This window comes from Bifidobacterium sp. LH_424 (assembly GCF_056356895.1).
This window is the reverse complement of the sequence record NZ_JBKEVC010000001.1, coordinates 739,977-757,393: the sequence shown is the minus strand read 5'-3', so window position 1 is coordinate 757,393 and position 17,417 is coordinate 739,977. Positions and strand designations below refer to the sequence as shown.

Sequence of the window (17,417 nt, the reverse complement as noted above, 5' to 3'; positions counted from 1 at the left end):
GAGAGGACCTGGGTGGACGAACCTCCGGTACGCCGGTTGTCACGCCAGTGGCACCGCCGGTTGGCTGCGTTCGGAAGGGATAACCGCTGAAAGCATCTAAGCGGGAAGCCCGCTCCAAGATAAGTATTCCCAGGGAACCACGGTTCCTGAGACCCCCCATGCAGAACACGTGGTCGATAGGCCGGACGTGGAAGCCCCGCGAGGGGTGGAGCCGACCGGTACTAACGGGGAAGCGCGACACACAATCCCAACCCTGTTGGGACGGCATCAACCTCTTTCTGCGAATGCACGCGACACGGAGCAACCGTGACGTCACAACCCAAGCGATCAACAGCGTCCACCATCCGGTCCCCAAACCACCAGCCCAAGGGACACGAGGAGGCAGAACCCCTCGCCCCGATAAGAGAAGATTTGCGGCGGTCATAGCCCAGGAGAGACGCCCGGTCCCATTCCGAACCCGGAAGCTAAGACCTGGCACGGCGATGGTACTGCACCCGAGAGAGTGTGGGAGAGTAGCACGCCGCCGCATCATACGATAAGGACCCCCGGTCGAGCACACGCTCCCGGGGGTCCACGCATATCTACGCAACCATTCCACGACCCTCCCGATGACGTGACGGGCCGCATGAATCGGTATAATGCTGTGGTCATGTTTCAGGGCCGGACCATGCCGTTCCGCCGTTCGAAAGGGTTGCCACAGCATATGCGACAGGGATTCGACAACGACAAGTACATCGAGCTGCAGGCTGCGAGGATCAAGGAGCGCATCGCACGCTTCGGCGGCAAGCTCTACCTTGAATTCGGCGGCAAGCTGTTCGACGATCATCATGCGTCGCGCGTGCTGCCCGGATTCGAGCCGGACGTGAAGTTCCGCATGCTGAAGAGCCTCTCCGACGACGTGGAGATCGTCATCGCGGTGAACGCGAACCACATCGAGAAGGCAAAGACACGCGGCGATCTCGGCATCACCTACGACGAGGACGTGCTGCGGCTCATCGACGTGTTCCGTTCGCGCGGCTGCTACGTGGGCTCTGTGGTGCTCACCCAGTACGCCGGACAGCCGGCCGCCGACGCATACCGTCGCCGGCTCGCGCGTCTCGGCGTCACCTGCTACCTGCACTATCCGATCGCCGGCTATCCGCATGACATCGAACGCATCGTCTCCGATGAGGGATACGGGCGCAACGACTACATCGAGACCAGCCGTCCGCTCGTCGTCGTGACCGCGCCCGGCCCCGGATCGGGCAAGCTCGCCACCTGCCTGTCGCAGCTCTACCATGAGCACAAGCGCGGCGTCGAAGCCGGTTATGCGAAATTCGAGACGTTCCCCATCTGGAACCTGCCGCTTAACCATCCGGTGAACATCGCCTATGAGGCGGCCACCGTCGACCTGGACGACGCGAACATCATCGACCCGTTCCATCTGGAGGCGCACGGCGAGACCACCGTCAACTACAACCGCGACGTGGAGGCGTTCCCCGTGCTCAAGGCGCTGATGGAACGCATCATGGGGGAGAGCCCGTATCAGAGCCCCACCGACATGGGCGTCAACATGGCCGGCTACGCGATCGTCGACGACGAGGCGTGCCGTGAAGCCGCGGACATGGAGATCGTGCGCCGCTACTTCACCGCCGCCGTGAACTTCAAACGGACCGGTGCCGGCGAGGAGCAGATCGAACGGTTGCGTTCCATCATGAAGAAGGCCGGCGTGGACGAGGATCTGTCTCCGGCGCGCGCCGCCGCGTTGCGCCGCGAGGAGGAGACCGGTGCCCCGGCCGGCGCGATGGTACTGCCCGACGGACGCGTCGTCACCGGCAAGACGGGTGTGCTGCTCGGCGCCGCCAGCGCCCTGCTCATGAACGCGTTGAAGGCCGTCACCGGCGTGGACGCCGATCTGCCGGTGATCGACGACAAGGCGATCGAACCGATCTGCCGTCTCAAGACCGAGCATCTCAACAGTGTGAACCGTCGTCTCCACTCAGACGAGACGCTCATCGCCCTGTCCATCACGAGCGCCGAAGACGAGACCGCCACACGCGTGATCGCCGGACTGGAGCGATTGCGTGGCTGCGACGCGTTCTTCTCGGTCATCATCTCCGCCGCCGACGAGGCGCTCTACCGCAAGCTCGGCATCAACGTGTGCTGCGAACCGAAGTATGAGCGTCTGAGCCTCTACCACAAGTAGACCGCTGCATACGCACCGGTGCATACACCGGTTCCGACGCGGTGGATGTTACCGATGCGCCAGCATTGGATGAACTTTAGGCCAAATGGAATGTAGCGGCATGCCGGCGCGCCTATCGTCGTAACCATGTTGTTGGGGAGTATCGGACCGTCGGCCGTGGCGCGGCTCGCGTCGTGCGCCGCCGGCGGTCTGGTGATCTCCCTCGCCGACCGCATGGCTGTGCGCGCCGTGGCCGGTCCGCTCGACGGCGGCTTCTGGCTGGAGACGTGCGCGGTCGCCGGAGTCCTGTACGTGGCGTTCACCGCGGGCGAATGGCTGTTGTCCTTCCGGCTGCGTGTCGGAATGCCCGACGGCCTCCCCGGGCCCGCGAGACGGTTCGTCGCCCGTGCACGCGGGGGATTCGACCGGTTCGACGCGCTCCGCGCGCCTGTGAGACTGGCGGTCTGCGCGACGGTTATCCTCGTATGCTGGCTGCCGGTCATCGTGATGATGGCTCCGGGCACGATATGGTATGACACGGGCGATCAGATCGTCCAGTTCCTCGCTGTCGTCTCGCCGGACGGAACCACGGGCGCGGTGTCCGCCCATCATCCTCTGCTGGACACCATCGTCTTCGGAACGGCCGCATGGATGGGGGAGAGCCTGTTCGGCGGCTACGGCGCCGGCCTCGCCTGCTATCTCGCCGTCCAGGTGATCGTCACCGGCATGGAGTTGGCCGGCATGTGCCTGTACGCGCGCCGTATCGGGTGCGGTCGTGCCGCCTCGACGTGCATGCTGCTGTTCTTCGCCGTATTCCCCGCGTTTCCGATCTTCACGATGTCGATCGTGAAGGACACGTTGCACATGATGGCGCTCATCCCGTGGCTCGTCATGGTCGCTGAGTCGACGCGCACGCGTCTCGCCGCATTCGATTCGCGGCGTTTCCTCATCGGCTTCATCGTCGTTTCGACGCTGTGCGCGCTCACCACGATGACCGGTCTGGTTATCGTCGTCCTTACCCTGGCCTGTCTGCCGTTGCTGCGCGCGCGTCGCAGCCGGCGGATCGCGGCGTTCGCCTGCATGCTCGTCGTGGCGTTCGTCTCCGTCGTGGCGTTCCCGGCGATGGTGCGCGGCCCGCTTCACGTGCGCGGGGAGGATGCGAACCAGCTGCTCGTCGTCCCCATGCAGATGACCGCACGCTACGCGCTCGACCATCCCCATGACGTGACCGACCGGGAACGTCGGATCATCGACCGGGTCAACCGCGTGCCGTATGAACGGATGGCGTCACGCTACAACCCGTATCTCGCCGACCCCGTCATCCAATATTCGCTGCGCGACCCTGCGGCCGTGCCCGAATACCTGCGCGTCTGGGCCGCCATGGGATCACGGCACCCGGACTCGTACGCCGCCGCGTTCGCCGCCTTGGAATCCGGGTGGTTCTCGCTGCGCCGCACGCCACTCAACACCACGAACCGGGGCATCTCCCTGGACCGGTTGTCCCGGCACGCGGACGAGGCGATCGGCAACACCATGTGGTTCCAGATCAACGACGCGATCAGCCCGTCGTTCCGCCCGCTGGCGAAACGCTCGCCCCGCTTCACCGTCGACCGTCCCGCCGTCTACCGGCTCTGGGACGCATGGCGTACGACGCCGATCCTGAACCTTCCCACGTTCACCGCGATGTGGACGTTCATCCTGCCGTTGTTCCTCGCCTTCCGCCTCATCGGCCGCGCCGGACGACTGCGGGAGCGGGCCTCGGCCCTCCCTCAGTCGTCGCCGCGCCGCGCATGGTGGCCGTTCGCGATTCCGCTGTTCTGGTCGCTGCTCTCGTTGCTGCCGAACGCGATCTCGATTCCGTTGAAGCCGACGGCCACACGCTACATGATGTGGGCGCCCGTCACGGTCATGCTGATGCTGGCGCTGCTCCGCGCCGACATGGTTGCGCCGGAACGGCTGTGGAACGACAGGCGCGGCACGGAACGGAGCGTCAGGAGGGCCGACGCATGAGACGCGGCCTCGTCCTCAACCTGATCAGCAACATCGCGTTCTTCGTCGCCGGATACGCGATCCACTGGTTCCTCGGCGGATTCGCCTCACCAGCCGACTACGGCGTGGTTGGTACGGTCATCACCGTGCTCGACTTCGAATACCTGTTCGTCAGCAACGGAGCCCGGCAGTCCCTGTCACGCAACATCGCCTCCCACCGTCATGACGGCCGTCAGGTGATTGTGCGCACGCTCGCCGTGCAGGCGTCCATCGTCGCCGTGTTCTTCCTCATCGACTTCGCGGGGGCCCCGCTGTTCGGCTTCATGCTCGGCGACGGAACGCTGGACCGCTATTTCCGCTACGCCGCGTTCCTCGTGCCGGCCAACGGACTGTACGTCGTCATGCTCGGCATCAACGACGGGCTCCAACGGTTCGGTCGCAGCGCGTTCCTCTCCACGTTCTACCCGATCGTCAAATTGGGCACGATCCCGCTCATCATCCTCGTGTTCCCGCACGAGCCGGTCATCGGCGTCGAAGCCGGCTACTGCACCGCCATGATCCTGACCATCATCATCGGCCTCATCATGCTCCTGCCCGCATGGAACCTGCTGCCCGACGGCGACGGCACGCCGTTCCCGTGGCGCGACGCCACGCACGGCACGCTCTCGTTCTCCCTGTTCTTCATCATGGCGTCGCTGGTCCTGAGCGTCGACACGCTCGTCGTCAAGGCCGAACTGCCCGACCGGATGGCCGGATACTATACGGGCGCCATGAACTTCGGCAAGACCACGTACTACCTGCTGCAGGCGTTCGCCGTGATCATCCTGCCGGTCGTCTCCCGTCTGATCGCCGAAGACGCGCGCGGTGAGGCGCTCGCCAAGGCCCGCGGCCTGTTCCTGCTCGCGTTCGCGCTCGTGGCGCCGATCGCCGCGACGATCTCCGCCACCGCCCCCGACCTGCTCGCCGCGTTCTACTCGCCCGCCTACGCCACCGCCGCGCCGGCCCTGTCGTGTCTCGCGTTCTCGAGCTTCTTCATGGGCGTCACCGTGATTCTCAACATGACGCTCAACGCCGAGCGGGATACGCGCTTCTCCGACCTGCTGTCGCTCGTCTCCCTCGCCGTGGTCGTGCCTCTGTTCGTCGCATCGGCCCGCTACGGCGGCATCACGGCGCTCGCCGTCTCCAGCATGGTCGCGACGTCCGCGGCCATGGCCGTCTCGTACGTCGAGGTCCGCCGCCGGTTCGGCGACGTGATGAGCCGTCGCGCGTGGGCGGCGATCGGCTGCGACGCGGCGTTGTGGATCGTCATGGCCGTGGTCTCGAGGACGTTCCGCGTGACGGATTTCGTCGCGCTCATGGCGGTGTACGCGATCGTCTACGTCGCGTTCGCCGCCGTGCTCGTGCGGATCGGCGTCCTCGACGTGCGCGGGATCGCGATGATGTTCGCGAAACGGACGGAGGACGCCGACGGATCCGCGACCCGCGCGATTGCGACAAGGAACACCCTAGCCAAGGAAAAGGATGACGACTGATGCACGTGTTCGTCCAGATACCCTGCCTCAATGAGGCCAAGACGCTCCCGCTCGTCATGGCCCGCATGCCGAGGCGCATCCCCGGCGTCGACCGGCTCGACGTGATGATCATCGACGACGGATGCACCGACGAGACGGTCGCCGTCGCCAAGCGTCTCGGCATCCGTCACATCGTGCGCCACAACGGCACGATGGGATTGGCGCGGGCGTTCCGCGACGGCGTCGACTACGCGTTGAAGCACGGCGCCGACATCGTCGTCAACACGGACGGCGACAACCAGTACCCGTCCGAACGCATCGGCGACCTCGTCCGCCCGATCATCGAAGGCCGGGCCGACATCGTCGTCGGAGACCGGCAGACCGCCACAATTAAGGAGTTCAGCCCGTTCAAACGGCTCATGCAACGGTTCGGCTCATGGGTCGTCAACCGTGCCGCCGGAACGGACATCCCCGACGCGGCGAGCGGCTTCCGCGCCTATTCGAAACGTTCGCTTCTCCAACTCAACATCGTCACCGAATTCAGCTACTGCATGGAGACGATCATCCAGGCCGGATACAAGCGCATCGCCATCACCTCCGTGCCGATCGTCACCAATCCGAAGACGCGCAGATCGCGCCTGTTCCACAACATCTTCGAACACATGGGCAAATCCGCCGGCGCGATCGTGCGCAGCTTCCTCATGTTCCGGGCCCACTCGGTGTTCACGTGGTCCGCGATCCTGCCCGGCATCGCCGCCCTCGTCGTCTTCGTACGCTATCTCACGTTCTTCTTCGCCGGACAGGGACGCGGCCACATGCAGTCGCTGCTGCTCGGCGTCATGTTCTTCATCTGGATGGTCGTCTCCCTGCTGCTGCTCATCGTCTCCGAAGTGCTGCGCACCCAGCGCAAGCTCGAGGAGGACGAGCTGGAACGCGTCAAGGAGATCGCGTACGCGCCGGCCTCCCGCCGCCTGTGGACGGACGCCGACGGCGATGCCGTGGACGGCGATGACGACAGCCTGGTCCCCGGCGCGGTGGCGGACGATTCCGGATCGAAGGGAGGAACGCGGTGAACCCGATGCCGGATCTCCGACGTTTCGCATCCCGGCTCTCGCCGTGGACGAGACCCTGCGTGGTCGCGCTCGCCGTGATCGTCGCGCTCGAACTGTTCGTGTTCAACCTGCCGTTCTGGCAGACGCTCGGCTCGACGCCGCGGACGGCGCACGACGAGGGTTTCGGCAACGGCCTCGTCGTCGAAACCGGCGGCACCGCCGTCGTCACCGACCCGGACCACGCGTGGCGCGACATCTCCTCCGACGAGCCGATCGACTACCTGTACATCGGCCACGCCGCATCCGAACGCCCCGGGCAGAACGACGCGGTGCGCTGGCAGGTGTCCACGATGAAGCCGACCGACTCCGGCTGGTACGACGCCAACGCCGACGTCGGCTATTCGCCGTCCGCCGAACACTCCCGATACCAGCGCATCGGCGACGGCTCCACGCACGTGCGCCTGCGCTACCAGACGGACAAGGGCGCGGTCATCCCGATCAACACGATCACCGTCAACCCGCACGTGCCGATGCGGTTCGACCCCATCCGCCTCGTCGTCGAGATCCTCATGGCGCTCATCATCATCGCCTTCCGGCCCGCATCGCCCTTCTACCGCATGCGGCTCGCCTTGCGCCGCCGATCTACGATCGTGCCGCTCGCCGTATGCGCCGCGGTCTCATGCATCCTGCCGCTCGCCCTGTTCGCCATGGCCGCGCCGCAGGAAAGCCCCGAACCCGTGTACTGGGATTTCTTCGCCTCCTATCAGGCGACCGACCAGTACCAGCGGCTCGCCGACGCGATCCTCCACGGCAGGACGTGGCTCGACTATCCGGTCAACGACGCGCTCGCCGCCATGGGCAACCCGTACGACACCCGCGCGCGCACGATGACGGCTCTCGACAGTCCGGACACGCCCGTCTACTTCGACGTGGCCTTCCACAATGGCCGGTACTACTCGTATTTCGGCGCGCTCCCCGCGCTGCTCCTGTTCGCCCCGTTCAAAGCGGTCACCGGCATGCGCCTGCCCACGAACGCGGGAGTGGCGATCGCCGTCGCCCTCGCATCCGCGGCGACCACCCTGTTCGCCATCCAGCTGGCGCGCCTGCTCGCACGGCACCGCTCCGTCTCGCTCGGCGCGGCCATGCTCGGCGTGACCGCCATGATGTTCGGCAACGGCATCGCCATGCTCGTCCAGCTCGGCCTGTTCTACCAGATCCCGCAGGAGATGGCCGTGGCGTTCGCCTCGCTCGGCCTCGCGCTGTGGATCGAGGCGAAGCTGCGCGGCCTGGAGAACCACCTGCCGCTGCTCGCCGCCGGATCGGCGTGCATGGCGCTGACCATCGCCTGCCGGCCGCAGGTCATCCTCGCCACGTTCATCGCCATCCCCTTGTTCGCCGACGAGATCCGCGACCTCTGGTCACGCGGGCTGCACGACGCGCGGGCGCTGACGCATGAGACCCGCGTGTGGGCGTGTGCCGCCGTCCCGTACCTGGTCGTCTTTCTGCCACAATTCGCCTACAACCAGGCGCGGTTCGGCAGGTTCACCGACTTCGGCGCGAAATACAACCTCACCGGATACGACATGACGAACACGCATCCGCCGTTGACCCAATACCTGTCGTTCGTATTCCAATACCTGTTCCAGCCGCCGAACCTCACCGCGCATTTCCCGTTCGTCCAATTGCAGAGCGTGCCGTTGACCACGTGGCGGAGCGAACACCCCATGTTCGGCGGGTGGCTGTTCACCGCCGCGCCGTTCGCGCTCCTGCTGTTCACGATGCTCGTGTGGCGGTTCGCGCTGCGCCGCGTCGCCGCCACACGTCTCATCGTCGGCGCGCTCGCCGCATCCGCGCTGACGTTCCTCATCGACGCGCGCGTCCCCGGCGTCGACTTCCGCTACGAGATCGACTTCGGCTTCATGATCATGACCGCCGTGCTCGTCCTGCTCTACGCGGTCGACGGCGCGGCGAACCGGGCGGGGTATGGTCCGTGGCGGGACGTGACGCGGCGCCTCACCTTCGGATGGTTCACCACCGGAATCGCGGCCGCCTTCCTGTTCCTGTTCTTCAAGCAGTTCGCCTCGGGCATGAACATGCCGGCCGCCATCTGGTGGGACACGGCCTCCTGGTTCGTGTTCATGTGACGCGACGTACGATTCACGCGCCGTATGATACGCGGCGTATACGCCTGCCGGGTCAGGCGCTCGCCAGCCGGTAGCGTTGGGTCGGGTCGTCGCGGAAACGCACCTTGGTGACCCGCCCTTCGCGTATCAGTTCGCGCATGCCGGTGGTCACCGCCAGCGGCGTCAGCTGCAGCTCGTGCAGGATCTCCCGGATGCTCATCGCCGAATGACGTTCCAGCACGGCCGTGATCGCCTTGGCGATGTCGCTGGGCGTTCCGGCCACGGCGGTCCGATGCCGGGTGATCGTCATCGTGAACGTGTTGATCGTATTGCGCGTCGTCGCCGGTTCGATGCCCGCCTCGCGCAACGTGGCGGCGATGCGCTGGTATCCGTCGCCGCCCTCCGGGTTCACATAGCCGCCGCCCGGATAGGGGGTGGATTCAAGCAGGGTGAACAGGAACTGGTTGCGGGTGGAGACGAACGGCACGCCCGTGACCGGATGCGGGTTGGCGAGCACGTCATGCGTCACCGTGCCGTAGAGACCGCCCGGATTCGTGATCTCGATGCGGTCGGTGAACACGTTGATGTTGACCTGCGTGCCGCGGGCGTCGGGGGAGTAGTCGCGGTGGGTGAGCGCGTTCGCGATCGCCTCCCGCAGCGCCACGGGCGGATAGTCGGGCTTCTTCGCGCCGATCCAGTGCATGAGCGCGTCGACCGCGTCGTCGATCATCACCGGAATCGGCCCGACGATGGTCTGCGAGGCGACGAGTCGTTCGTCGCCGCGGAACACGTCGTCACGGCTCGTGCCCGGGAACACTGCGATGGAGACGCTCAGACGCGGATAGTATTTCTGCGGGTAGCGGCCGAGCGCGAGGAGACCGGCGAGCGTGGGTCGCAGCACGCCGCCCACCGCCCTGACATCGGAATCGTCATGGCGCAGCACCTCCAGATCGAGCAGCATGTCGGTGTCGCCGCGACCGGCGAACACGTGGGGATGCTGCCGTCTGACCCGCTCCAGCAGCCCCGCGACGAGACCGGGGTCGAGGTCATCGGGCGTGGCGCGCGGCACGACGTCCAGATCGTAGGTGGGTTGCAGGTGCTCTTCGATGAGCCGGTCCACCTCGTAGGAGGTCATATGCCGGTCGCCGTCGCCGGTGCGGATATAGGAGCCGCCGTACGGCCCTCGTTCGGTGATGAAGCAGGGCTTGTCGCGGGGGATCATCTCGTCGATGCGGGCGAACACGAGGTTCGCGCCTTCGAACGGGCAGGTGACAATCACCGGGCGCACGACCGGCGTCATCTTCTCGCACGCCTGGCTCAGCGCCTCCTGCATGGCGCGCGCGTTGAACCCTTCGACCGGCGTGAACCCGTTGCGTTCGCTCAATCCGAGGATGATCCAACCGCCCGAGCCGTTCGAGAACGCGGACAGCGTGTCCGTGATCGTGGACGAGATGCGCCGCGCGCACTCCTTGACCTCGCACTGCTGCGTGTCGTTGCCGATCAGACGCATCAGACCGATCAGTTCGGTCATCTTCGCGGTGTAGTCATCGACCATGGCGGGCCTCCTTGCCACCATTGTGCCGTATGCGAGGCGGCGTCCGGTGCACGTGCGTCGGTTCGCCGTCGGCCGTTCACCCGGAATTCACGCGTCGAAGCTGATGGTGAGCGTGCGGCCCATGCCGTGCGCGAGCGCCTCCAACGTCTTGAACGACGGGTTGATGTGCGCCTGTTCGATGCGTTGGATGGTGATGCGCGAGACGCCGGTCGCGTCGGCCAGCTGCTGCTGGGTCATCCCCGACTCCTTGCGCGCCTTGAGCAGCGCCGCGCCCACCTCCGGGTAGACGCGCGGCTTGTCGGATGCGGATGCGTCGCCGTCGATTGTTGTCTCGGTCATAGTCGTCACAGCCTTTCTCACGGTGTCCCTGCCCATCCAACATACCGCATGCCACGGTGCGATCGGACACGTTCCCCCGTCCGTCCGCGACCGGACGGTTTCGCGGGCGGCTGAGGGATGTTTGGGGGAGTCCGGTAGAGTGGATGGGTTGAATCCTCGCGGCCGCGCATGACGGGCATGGCAAGTCATGCCGGGCGGCCGACTCCATTCACCCCAAGCAGTCAGGAGCCTCACATGACCTCACACCCTCCGATTCACGAGGGTATCCTCGAACTGGGCGCCGTCAGGATACACAAGGGCAAACGCCGCCTCATCCGGTTCACCCACTCGTCGACGCGAGCCACCATGCTCATGGTCGGCGCCGCGCTCGCCGCGTTCCTCATCGAGAACACGCCCGCATTGCCGTACTTCAACGAGTTCTGGCAGTCCGTGCATCTCGCGTTCTCCATCGGCCCGCTCCATGCGGACATCAGCCTCGAACACTTCATCAATGATTTCCTCATGGCCCTGTTCTTCCTCATGGTCGGACTGGAGATCAAACACGAGATGCGCGCCGGCGAGCTCACCGAACCGCGCAAGGCCGTCCTGCCGATCGTCGCCGCGGCCGGCGGCGCCGTCCTGCCCGCCCTCGTCTACCTCGCGGTCAACATGGGCGGCGAGCATGCGGGAGGCTGGGGCGTGCCCATGGCCAACGACATCGCCTTCTGCCTCGGTCTGCTCGCCCTGCTCGGCAGCCGCGTGCCCGCGGGACTGCGCGCCTACCTGTCCACGCTCACCATCGCCGACGACATGATCGCCATCGGCGTGATCGCCCTGTTCTACACGTCCGATCTGGATCTGCCGTGGCTGATCGCCGCGCTCGTCATGCTCGCCGTGCTGTTCGCGTTCAACCGACTCCACATCCACGACCTGCCGCCCTATCTCGCCGTCGGATTCGTCATGTGGGTGTGCGTGCTGTTCTCCGGCGTGCACGCCACGCTCGCCGGCGTGATGCTCGCGCTCGCCGTCCCCGCCCGGTCCGAGATCAAGCTCGACCGTGTGGGCGCATGGTTCGCGAAGCGCGTGCGCTCCGCCGAGGACCGCTACGATCCGGGCGAGCCGGACATCGCGCAGAAGGAGTACCTGCGCGAGGTGGAGTCGATCCGGCGCGTCTCCAGCGCCACGATCCCGCCGACCATCCGGTTGGAGAACGGCCTGCACACGTTCGTCACCTTCTTCGTGCTGCCCCTGTTCGCGTTCTCGAACGCCGGCGTCGTGCTGCACGGCATGTCCGTGGGGGAGATCGTGACCAGCCCGGTCGCGGTCGGCGTGTTCCTCGGCCTGTTCGTCGGCAAGCCGCTCGGCATCTTCCTCGCCACGTGGGCGACCGTCCGGCTCGGCGTCTCCGGCCTGCCGGACGGCGTCAGGTGGGGGCATATCGCGGGCGTGTCCATCCTGGGCGGCGTCGGATTCACGATGGCGATCTTCGTGACGAACCTCTCGTTCGCCGACCCGCAGACCGCGGCCATCGCGAAGACCGCGATCCTCGCCGCGTCGATCCTCGCCGGGGCGATCGGCTTCCTCGTCCTGCGCCGGCAGGTGGCGGACACGGAGGAGGCATAGGCCTCCGGACCCATGCCGGAGGAGTCCCGGATATGCAACAGGTACGCGAAAGGGCGGGGCCCGAACCATATCGGTTCGGGCCCCGCCCTTTCGTCATGCGGCCGGTCCCGTTTCAGGAACCGGCCGGAACGTCGTCACTCGGCGTCCGCCTGCTCCTTCGGAGCGGAGAGGAAGTGCTCCTCGCTCGGCAGCACGGCGTTGAGGATCACGGCGACGACGAATGCGACCGCGATGCAGTTCGAGGCGAAGATCTGCTGGAACAGCGCCGGGAACTGGTCGAAGATGTCGCTCACCTGCGTGAAGCCGATGCCGATCGTCAGGCTCAGCGCGGCGATCGTGATGTTGCGCTGCGTGAAGCCCGCCTCCGCGATCATCTGGAAGCCGGAGAGGATGATGTTGCCGAACATCATGATCGTGCAGCCGCCGAGCACCGCCTGCGGCAGCGAGTTGAACACCTCGGCAATGGCCGGCACGAAGCTCGCCACCACGAGAATCAGGCCGCCGGAGAGAATCACCTTGCGGTTGACGACCTTCGTCATCGCGACCAGGCCGATGTTCTGCGCGAACGAGGTGAGCGGCAGGCATCCGAACAGGCCGGACACGGAGGAGATGAGACCGTCGCCGGCGATCGCGCCCGCCGTCTCCTTCTCCGTGGGGAGCCTGTTCAGACCGACCTTGGTGAGGGCGGCCGTGTCGCCCAGCACCTCGACCGAGGAGACCACGTACAGCAGGCCGAGGGAGATGATCGCGCCCCAGTCGAACACCGGCTTGAACGGCATGAACTGCGGCACGGAGACGATGGCGAGATGCTGGAAGCCGGAGAAATCGACCTTGCCCATGCAGATGGCCGCCACATAGCCGACGACCAGGCCGAACAGCACGGACAGCTGCTTCGCAGTGCCCTTCATCAGCAGCTGGAACGCGAGGCAGGCGACCAGCGAGATCAGACCCAGCGTGAGGTTCTGCCACGATCCGAAGTCCTTCGCGCCGCTGCCGCCGCCGAAACTCGTCGCGCCCACGTTGAGCAGCGAGAAACCGATCGACGTGACGACGATCGCCGAGACGATCGGCGGCACGAACCGACGCCAGTACTTCGCGGTCAGGCCGAGCACCAGTTCCAGCAGACCGCCGACCATGACGGCGCCGACGACCGCGCCGTAGCCCTTGTCCGCGCAGATCGCGACCGCGGCCGCCACGTACGTGAACGAGATGCCCGTCACCATCGGCAGGCGCGAGCCGATGCGCCACGCGCCGTACAGCTGTAGGCAGGTGCCGAGGCCCGCCACCAGCAGGCCGGCCTGGATGACGGCGGCCGACTGGGCGGCGCTCATCTTCGCCGCCGAGGCGACGATGAAGATCGGGGCGAGGTTCGCGACGAACATCGCCATCACATGCTGCAGACCGAACGGAATGCCCTTCCAGAAGGAGACCGGCGCATCGAGGGAGGTCAGCGCCTCCATCGAGATGCCCGCCTTCCCGACGTTCTTCTTCTCTTCCATGATGTCCTCTCTTGATTCCTTGCGACATGAACGGCCCTCCCCGAGGATGGCCAAGGGGAGGGCGCGGTCACATCGTCATCGTACGGTCAGCGGCGGAACTCGATGTCGCCGGTCTCGGCGTCCATGCTCTCGACGATCGCGAGGGAATCCACGTCGTAACCCTCCTCGCGCAGCCTGTCGCCGCCGCCCTGGAAGCCCTTCTCCACCGCGATGCCGATGCCCTCGACCACTGCGCCGGCCGACTCGCACAGGTCGATCAGGCCGCGCAGCGCCTTGCCGTTCGCCAGGAAGTCGTCGATGAGCAGCACGTGGTCGCCCGCGTTGAGGTACTTCTTCGCGACGATCACCGGGAACTCCTTCTGCTTCGTGAAGGAGTAGACGGTGGTCGTGTACTGGTCCCCATCAAGGTTGATGGACTGCGCCTTCTTCGCGAACACGACCGGCACGCCATCGAAATGACGGGCGGCGACGCAGGCGATGCCGATGCCCGACGCCTCGATCGTGAGGATCTTCGTGATGGTCTTTCCCGCGAAATGCTCGGCCCACGCGGCGCCCATGTGGTCGAACAGGGTCACGTCGCACTGGTGGTTCAGAAAGGCGTCCACCTTCAGCACGTCGCCCGGCTTGACCGTGCCTTCCCTGCGGATGCGCTCCTCGAGTTCCTTCATACAACCCCTTTGATGAATAACGGGTAACGGATGATTGAACCGACAGTCTACGCCGCGCGCATGACCTCCACGCCCCGTCCGCACGACGACGGCATGTGGTAGACATGGATGGCCGAAAACAGGGGGAGCGCGTCCCCCGGAAGAACCCATCAGACGACACAAGGGAGCAACGTGCAGCAGGATCCGGACGTCATCGCAAGAAGCGCCGACGAACTCGTCGGAGACCTCAATCCGCAGCAATCGCAGGCCGTGCAGTACCGCGGTCCCGCGCTGCTCATCGGCGCCGGCGCCGGATCGGGCAAGACCCGCGTGCTCACTCGACGCATCGCATGGATCCTGAGCCGGTTCGGCGCATGGCCCAGCCAGGTCCTCGCCATCACCTTCACCAACAAGGCCGCCGCCGAGATGCGCGAACGCCTCGAAACGCTCATCGGGCCTGTCGCCCAGCGCATGTGGGTGTCCACCTTCCACTCCGCCTGCGTGCGCATCCTGCGCCGCGACGGCAAGGCCATCGGGCTCAACAGCGGATTCTCCATCTACGACTCCGCCGACTCCGAACGCCTCGTCAAGATCATCGCCACCGAATTCAACATCGACGTCAAACGCTACACGCCGCGATCCATCCTCGGACGCATCTCCGACTACAAGAACCAGCTCATCGGCGTCCAGACGCAGCTCGCCCAGTACGCGCCCGACTTCAAACCCGGCCAGCGCGGCTACAAGATCGGCACCGTCGGCGACATCGAAGCGCTGTACGCGGTCGTCTACGCCGAATACCAGCACCGGCTCGCGCTCGCCAACGCCGTCGACTTCGACGACCTCATCGTGCGCACCGTCGAGCTGCTGCGCGACCATCCGGACGTCGCCGAGTATTACCACCACCGCTTCCGCTACATCCTCGTTGACGAGTACCAGGACACCAACCACGCGCAGTACGTGCTCGTGCGCGAACTCGCCGGCGTCGACGCGGGGGAGGGGAAGGCCGTCGCGCCCGCCGTCCCGTCGCAGGAGGCGACCGCCGGCCGCCAGGGCCCGGCGTGGATCACCGTGGTGGGCGACTCCGACCAGTCCATCTACGCGTTCCGCGGCGCCGACATCCGCAACATCCAGGACTTCGAGCAGGACTTCCCCGACGCGAAGACCATCATGCTCGAACAGAACTACCGTTCCACGCAGACCATCCTCGACGCGGCGAACGCCGTCATCTCCAACAACGAGGGGCGCAAGCCGAAGAAGCTGTGGACGGCGCTCGGCAAGGGCGAGCCGATCGTCGGCTATGCGGCCGACAACGCGCAGCAGGAGGCGCAGTGGGTCGCCGGCGAGATCGCCCGTCTCCACGCCGAGGAGGCCATCGCGTACTCGGACATGGCCGTCATGTACCGCGCCAACGCGCAGTCCCGCTCCCTCGAGGAGGCGCTCATCAACGCGGGGCTGCCCTACCAGCTGGTCGGCGGCACCAAGTTCTACGAGCGCCGCGAGGTCAAGGACGCGATGGCCTACCTGCAGGCCATCGTCAACCCGGACGACGATGTGAACCTCAGGCGCATCCTCAACGTGCCCAAGCGCGGTCTCGGCGCGCGCGCCGAAGGCATCATCCTCGACTACGCGCGGGCGCACGGGGCGAGCTTCTTCGCCGGCCTCATGCACATGGACGAGATCGAGGGCATCCCCACCCGCACGCTCAAGCAGCTGCACGCGTTCCGCGACCTCATGGGCGGACTGTCCGCGTTCGCGCGCGCCAACGAGACCAAGCCGAGCGAGATCGTCGCCGAAGTGCTCGAGAAGTCCGGCCTGCTCGAGGAGCTGCGCAAATCCACCGATCCGCAGGACGAGTCACGCGTCGAGAACCTCTCCCAGCTGCAGTCCACCGCCGCCGAATTCGAGCAGAAGACGCCGGACGCCACGCTCGCCGGGTTCCTCGAGACCACGGCGCTCGTCGCCGACTCCGACCAGTTGCCCGGCGAGAACGAGGATTCCGGCAAGGTCACGCTGATGACCCTCCACACCGCGAAGGGACTCGAATACCCGGTCGTGTTCCTGACGGGCATGGAGCAGGGCACGTTCCCGCATTCGCGTTCCATGGAGGACACGAGCGAACTGCAGGAGGAGCGTCGTCTCGCCTACGTGGGCATCACGCGCGCCAAGCGCCGCCTGTACGTGACGCGCGCCGCCGTGCGCGCCCAGTGGGGTCAGGCGGCGGACATGATGCCCAGCCAGTTCCTCGACGAGATTCCCGAGAACCTCATCGACTGGAAGCGCCGCGAGGCCGGCGTCGAACGCATGCGCTCCAGCTGGGACGACGACGAGTTCGGCGGATGGGACGACGGCATGCCCTCGTCCGGACCGACGTTCGGCGGCTCCTACGGCTCGTCGTCCTACGGTTCCGGTTCACGTTCGTACGGCGGCGGCTCGTCGTACGGCTCGCGCTCGCGCTCGTACGGCTCCTCGTACGGTTCCGGCTCGTGCGGCTCGTCCGGTTCGTCGCGGCGTGGATCGGCCTACGGCTCGTCCACATACGGCGGCTCCTCCGGCTCACGGTACGGCTCGGGCTCATATGGTTCGGGTTCCGGCTCGCGCTCCGGCAAGGTCACGACGCGACGTGTCACGCCGAAGGCCGCGTCGTCGGGTCACGGCGTGCCGGCGTCGTCGTTGACGAAGGACAACGGCCTCGACGTCAAGGACTTCGCGATCGGGGACCGCATCACCCACGACCGCTACGGCATGGGCAAGGTCGTCGACGTGCAGGACAAGGGACGCAACTCGGTCATCACCGTCGACTTCGGCACCGACGGCGTCAAACGCCTCATGCTGCGCGTGGCGCCTATCGAGAAGCTCTGACGGCTTCCCGATAGGCGCCCTTCGCGGCCGCCGCCGCTCACCTCGCCTACGGACGTCCCACCGGGCTGTCCGTTCGA

General features: G+C 66.2%; 11 protein-coding genes and 2 rRNA genes. 9 read left to right on the top strand and 4 right to left on the bottom strand.

All coding sequences use genetic code 11. The features are described 5' to 3' along the window. The 7 genes from AC1AYP_RS03260 to AC1AYP_RS03230 all read left to right on the top strand — a co-directional run. Positions 1-245: ribosomal RNA gene (locus tag AC1AYP_RS03260) — 23S ribosomal RNA — on the top strand; the annotation flags it as partial. Between the two features lie 167 nt (positions 246-412). Continuing rightward, positions 413-529, top strand: a 5S ribosomal RNA gene (gene rrf, locus AC1AYP_RS03255). Between the two features lie 174 nt (positions 530-703). Further along, positions 704-2,185: a DUF1846 domain-containing protein gene (locus AC1AYP_RS03250; protein ID WP_476546713.1), complete on the top strand. Its 1,482-nt coding sequence runs from the start codon at positions 704-706 to the stop codon at positions 2,183-2,185. A 126-nt stretch (positions 2,186-2,311) separates the two neighbouring features. Then, positions 2,312-4,174 (top strand): DUF6020 family protein, encoded by a 1,863-nt coding sequence (locus tag AC1AYP_RS03245; RefSeq protein ID WP_476546712.1) that lies wholly within the window; start codon positions 2,312-2,314, stop codon positions 4,172-4,174. Next, the gene (locus AC1AYP_RS03240) at positions 4,171-5,685 is read left to right on the top strand and encodes a lipopolysaccharide biosynthesis protein (protein WP_476546711.1); all 1,515 of its coding nucleotides are present in this window, start codon (positions 4,171-4,173) and stop codon (positions 5,683-5,685) included. The genes AC1AYP_RS03245 and AC1AYP_RS03240 overlap by 4 nt, the downstream gene beginning before the upstream one ends. Then, positions 5,685-6,737 (top strand): glycosyltransferase family 2 protein, encoded by a 1,053-nt coding sequence (locus AC1AYP_RS03235; RefSeq protein ID WP_476546710.1) that lies wholly within the window; start codon positions 5,685-5,687, stop codon positions 6,735-6,737. Before AC1AYP_RS03240 ends, AC1AYP_RS03235 begins: the two co-directional genes overlap by 1 nt. 5 nt (positions 6,738-6,742) lie before the next feature. Further along, positions 6,743-8,860 carry a hypothetical protein gene (locus AC1AYP_RS03230; protein ID WP_476532273.1) on the top strand — a complete coding sequence of 706 codons (2,118 nt, stop codon included), beginning with the start codon at positions 6,743-6,745 and terminating at the stop codon, positions 8,858-8,860. A gap of 52 nt (positions 8,861-8,912) precedes the next feature. Here the strand turns inward: AC1AYP_RS03230 and AC1AYP_RS03225 are convergent, their stop codons facing one another. Next, positions 8,913-10,394: an ATP-binding protein gene (locus tag AC1AYP_RS03225; RefSeq protein ID WP_476546709.1), complete on the bottom strand. Its 1,482-nt coding sequence runs from the start codon at positions 10,392-10,394 to the stop codon at positions 8,913-8,915. Positions 10,395-10,481: 87 nt separating this feature from the next. Beyond that, complete coding sequence (locus AC1AYP_RS03220) at positions 10,482-10,733, bottom strand: helix-turn-helix transcriptional regulator (RefSeq protein WP_476501584.1); 252 nt, start codon at positions 10,731-10,733, stop codon at positions 10,482-10,484. Between the two features lie 234 nt (positions 10,734-10,967). Between AC1AYP_RS03220 and nhaA the strand changes: the two genes are divergently transcribed. Continuing rightward, entirely contained in the window at positions 10,968-12,335 is a 1,368-nt protein-coding gene (nhaA, locus tag AC1AYP_RS03215) for a Na+/H+ antiporter NhaA (RefSeq protein WP_476546708.1), read from the top strand. A gap of 134 nt (positions 12,336-12,469) precedes the next feature. Here the strand turns inward: nhaA and AC1AYP_RS03210 are convergent, their stop codons facing one another. Next, on the bottom strand, positions 12,470-13,834 hold the full coding sequence (locus AC1AYP_RS03210; RefSeq protein ID WP_101623109.1) for a nucleobase:cation symporter-2 family protein: 1,365 nt from the start codon (positions 13,832-13,834) through the stop codon (positions 12,470-12,472). Between the two features lie 86 nt (positions 13,835-13,920). Next, complete coding sequence (locus AC1AYP_RS03205; RefSeq protein WP_476501586.1) at positions 13,921-14,502, bottom strand: xanthine phosphoribosyltransferase; 582 nt, start codon at positions 14,500-14,502, stop codon at positions 13,921-13,923. A gap of 171 nt (positions 14,503-14,673) precedes the next feature. Between AC1AYP_RS03205 and AC1AYP_RS03200 the strand changes: the two genes are divergently transcribed. Next, the gene (locus AC1AYP_RS03200) at positions 14,674-17,340 is read left to right on the top strand and encodes an ATP-dependent helicase (RefSeq protein WP_476546707.1); all 2,667 of its coding nucleotides are present in this window, start codon (positions 14,674-14,676) and stop codon (positions 17,338-17,340) included. Positions 17,341-17,417 lie beyond the last annotated feature (77 nt).

Excerpts from the sequence above, each read along its gene's own strand:
- AC1AYP_RS03250 (WP_476546713.1), top strand. The coding sequence starts at position 704 with ATGCGACAGGGATTCGACAACGACAAGTACATCGAGCTGCAGGCTGCG.
- AC1AYP_RS03245 (WP_476546712.1), top strand. The coding sequence starts at position 2,312 with ATGTTGTTGGGGAGTATCGGACCGTCGGCCGTGGCGCGGCTCGCGTCG.
- AC1AYP_RS03240 (WP_476546711.1), top strand. The coding sequence starts at position 4,171 with ATGAGACGCGGCCTCGTCCTCAACCTGATCAGCAACATCGCGTTCTTC.
- AC1AYP_RS03235 (WP_476546710.1), top strand. The coding sequence starts at position 5,685 with ATGCACGTGTTCGTCCAGATACCCTGCCTCAATGAGGCCAAGACGCTC.
- AC1AYP_RS03230 (WP_476532273.1), top strand. The coding sequence starts at position 6,743 with ATGCCGGATCTCCGACGTTTCGCATCCCGGCTCTCGCCGTGGACGAGA.
- AC1AYP_RS03225 (WP_476546709.1), bottom strand. The coding sequence starts at position 10,394 with ATGGTCGATGACTACACCGCGAAGATGACCGAACTGATCGGTCTGATG.
- AC1AYP_RS03220 (WP_476501584.1), bottom strand. The coding sequence starts at position 10,733 with ATGACCGAGACAACAATCGACGGCGACGCATCCGCATCCGACAAGCCG.
- nhaA (WP_476546708.1), top strand. The coding sequence starts at position 10,968 with ATGACCTCACACCCTCCGATTCACGAGGGTATCCTCGAACTGGGCGCC.
- AC1AYP_RS03210 (WP_101623109.1), bottom strand. The coding sequence starts at position 13,834 with ATGGAAGAGAAGAAGAACGTCGGGAAGGCGGGCATCTCGATGGAGGCG.
- AC1AYP_RS03205 (WP_476501586.1), bottom strand. The coding sequence starts at position 14,502 with ATGAAGGAACTCGAGGAGCGCATCCGCAGGGAAGGCACGGTCAAGCCG.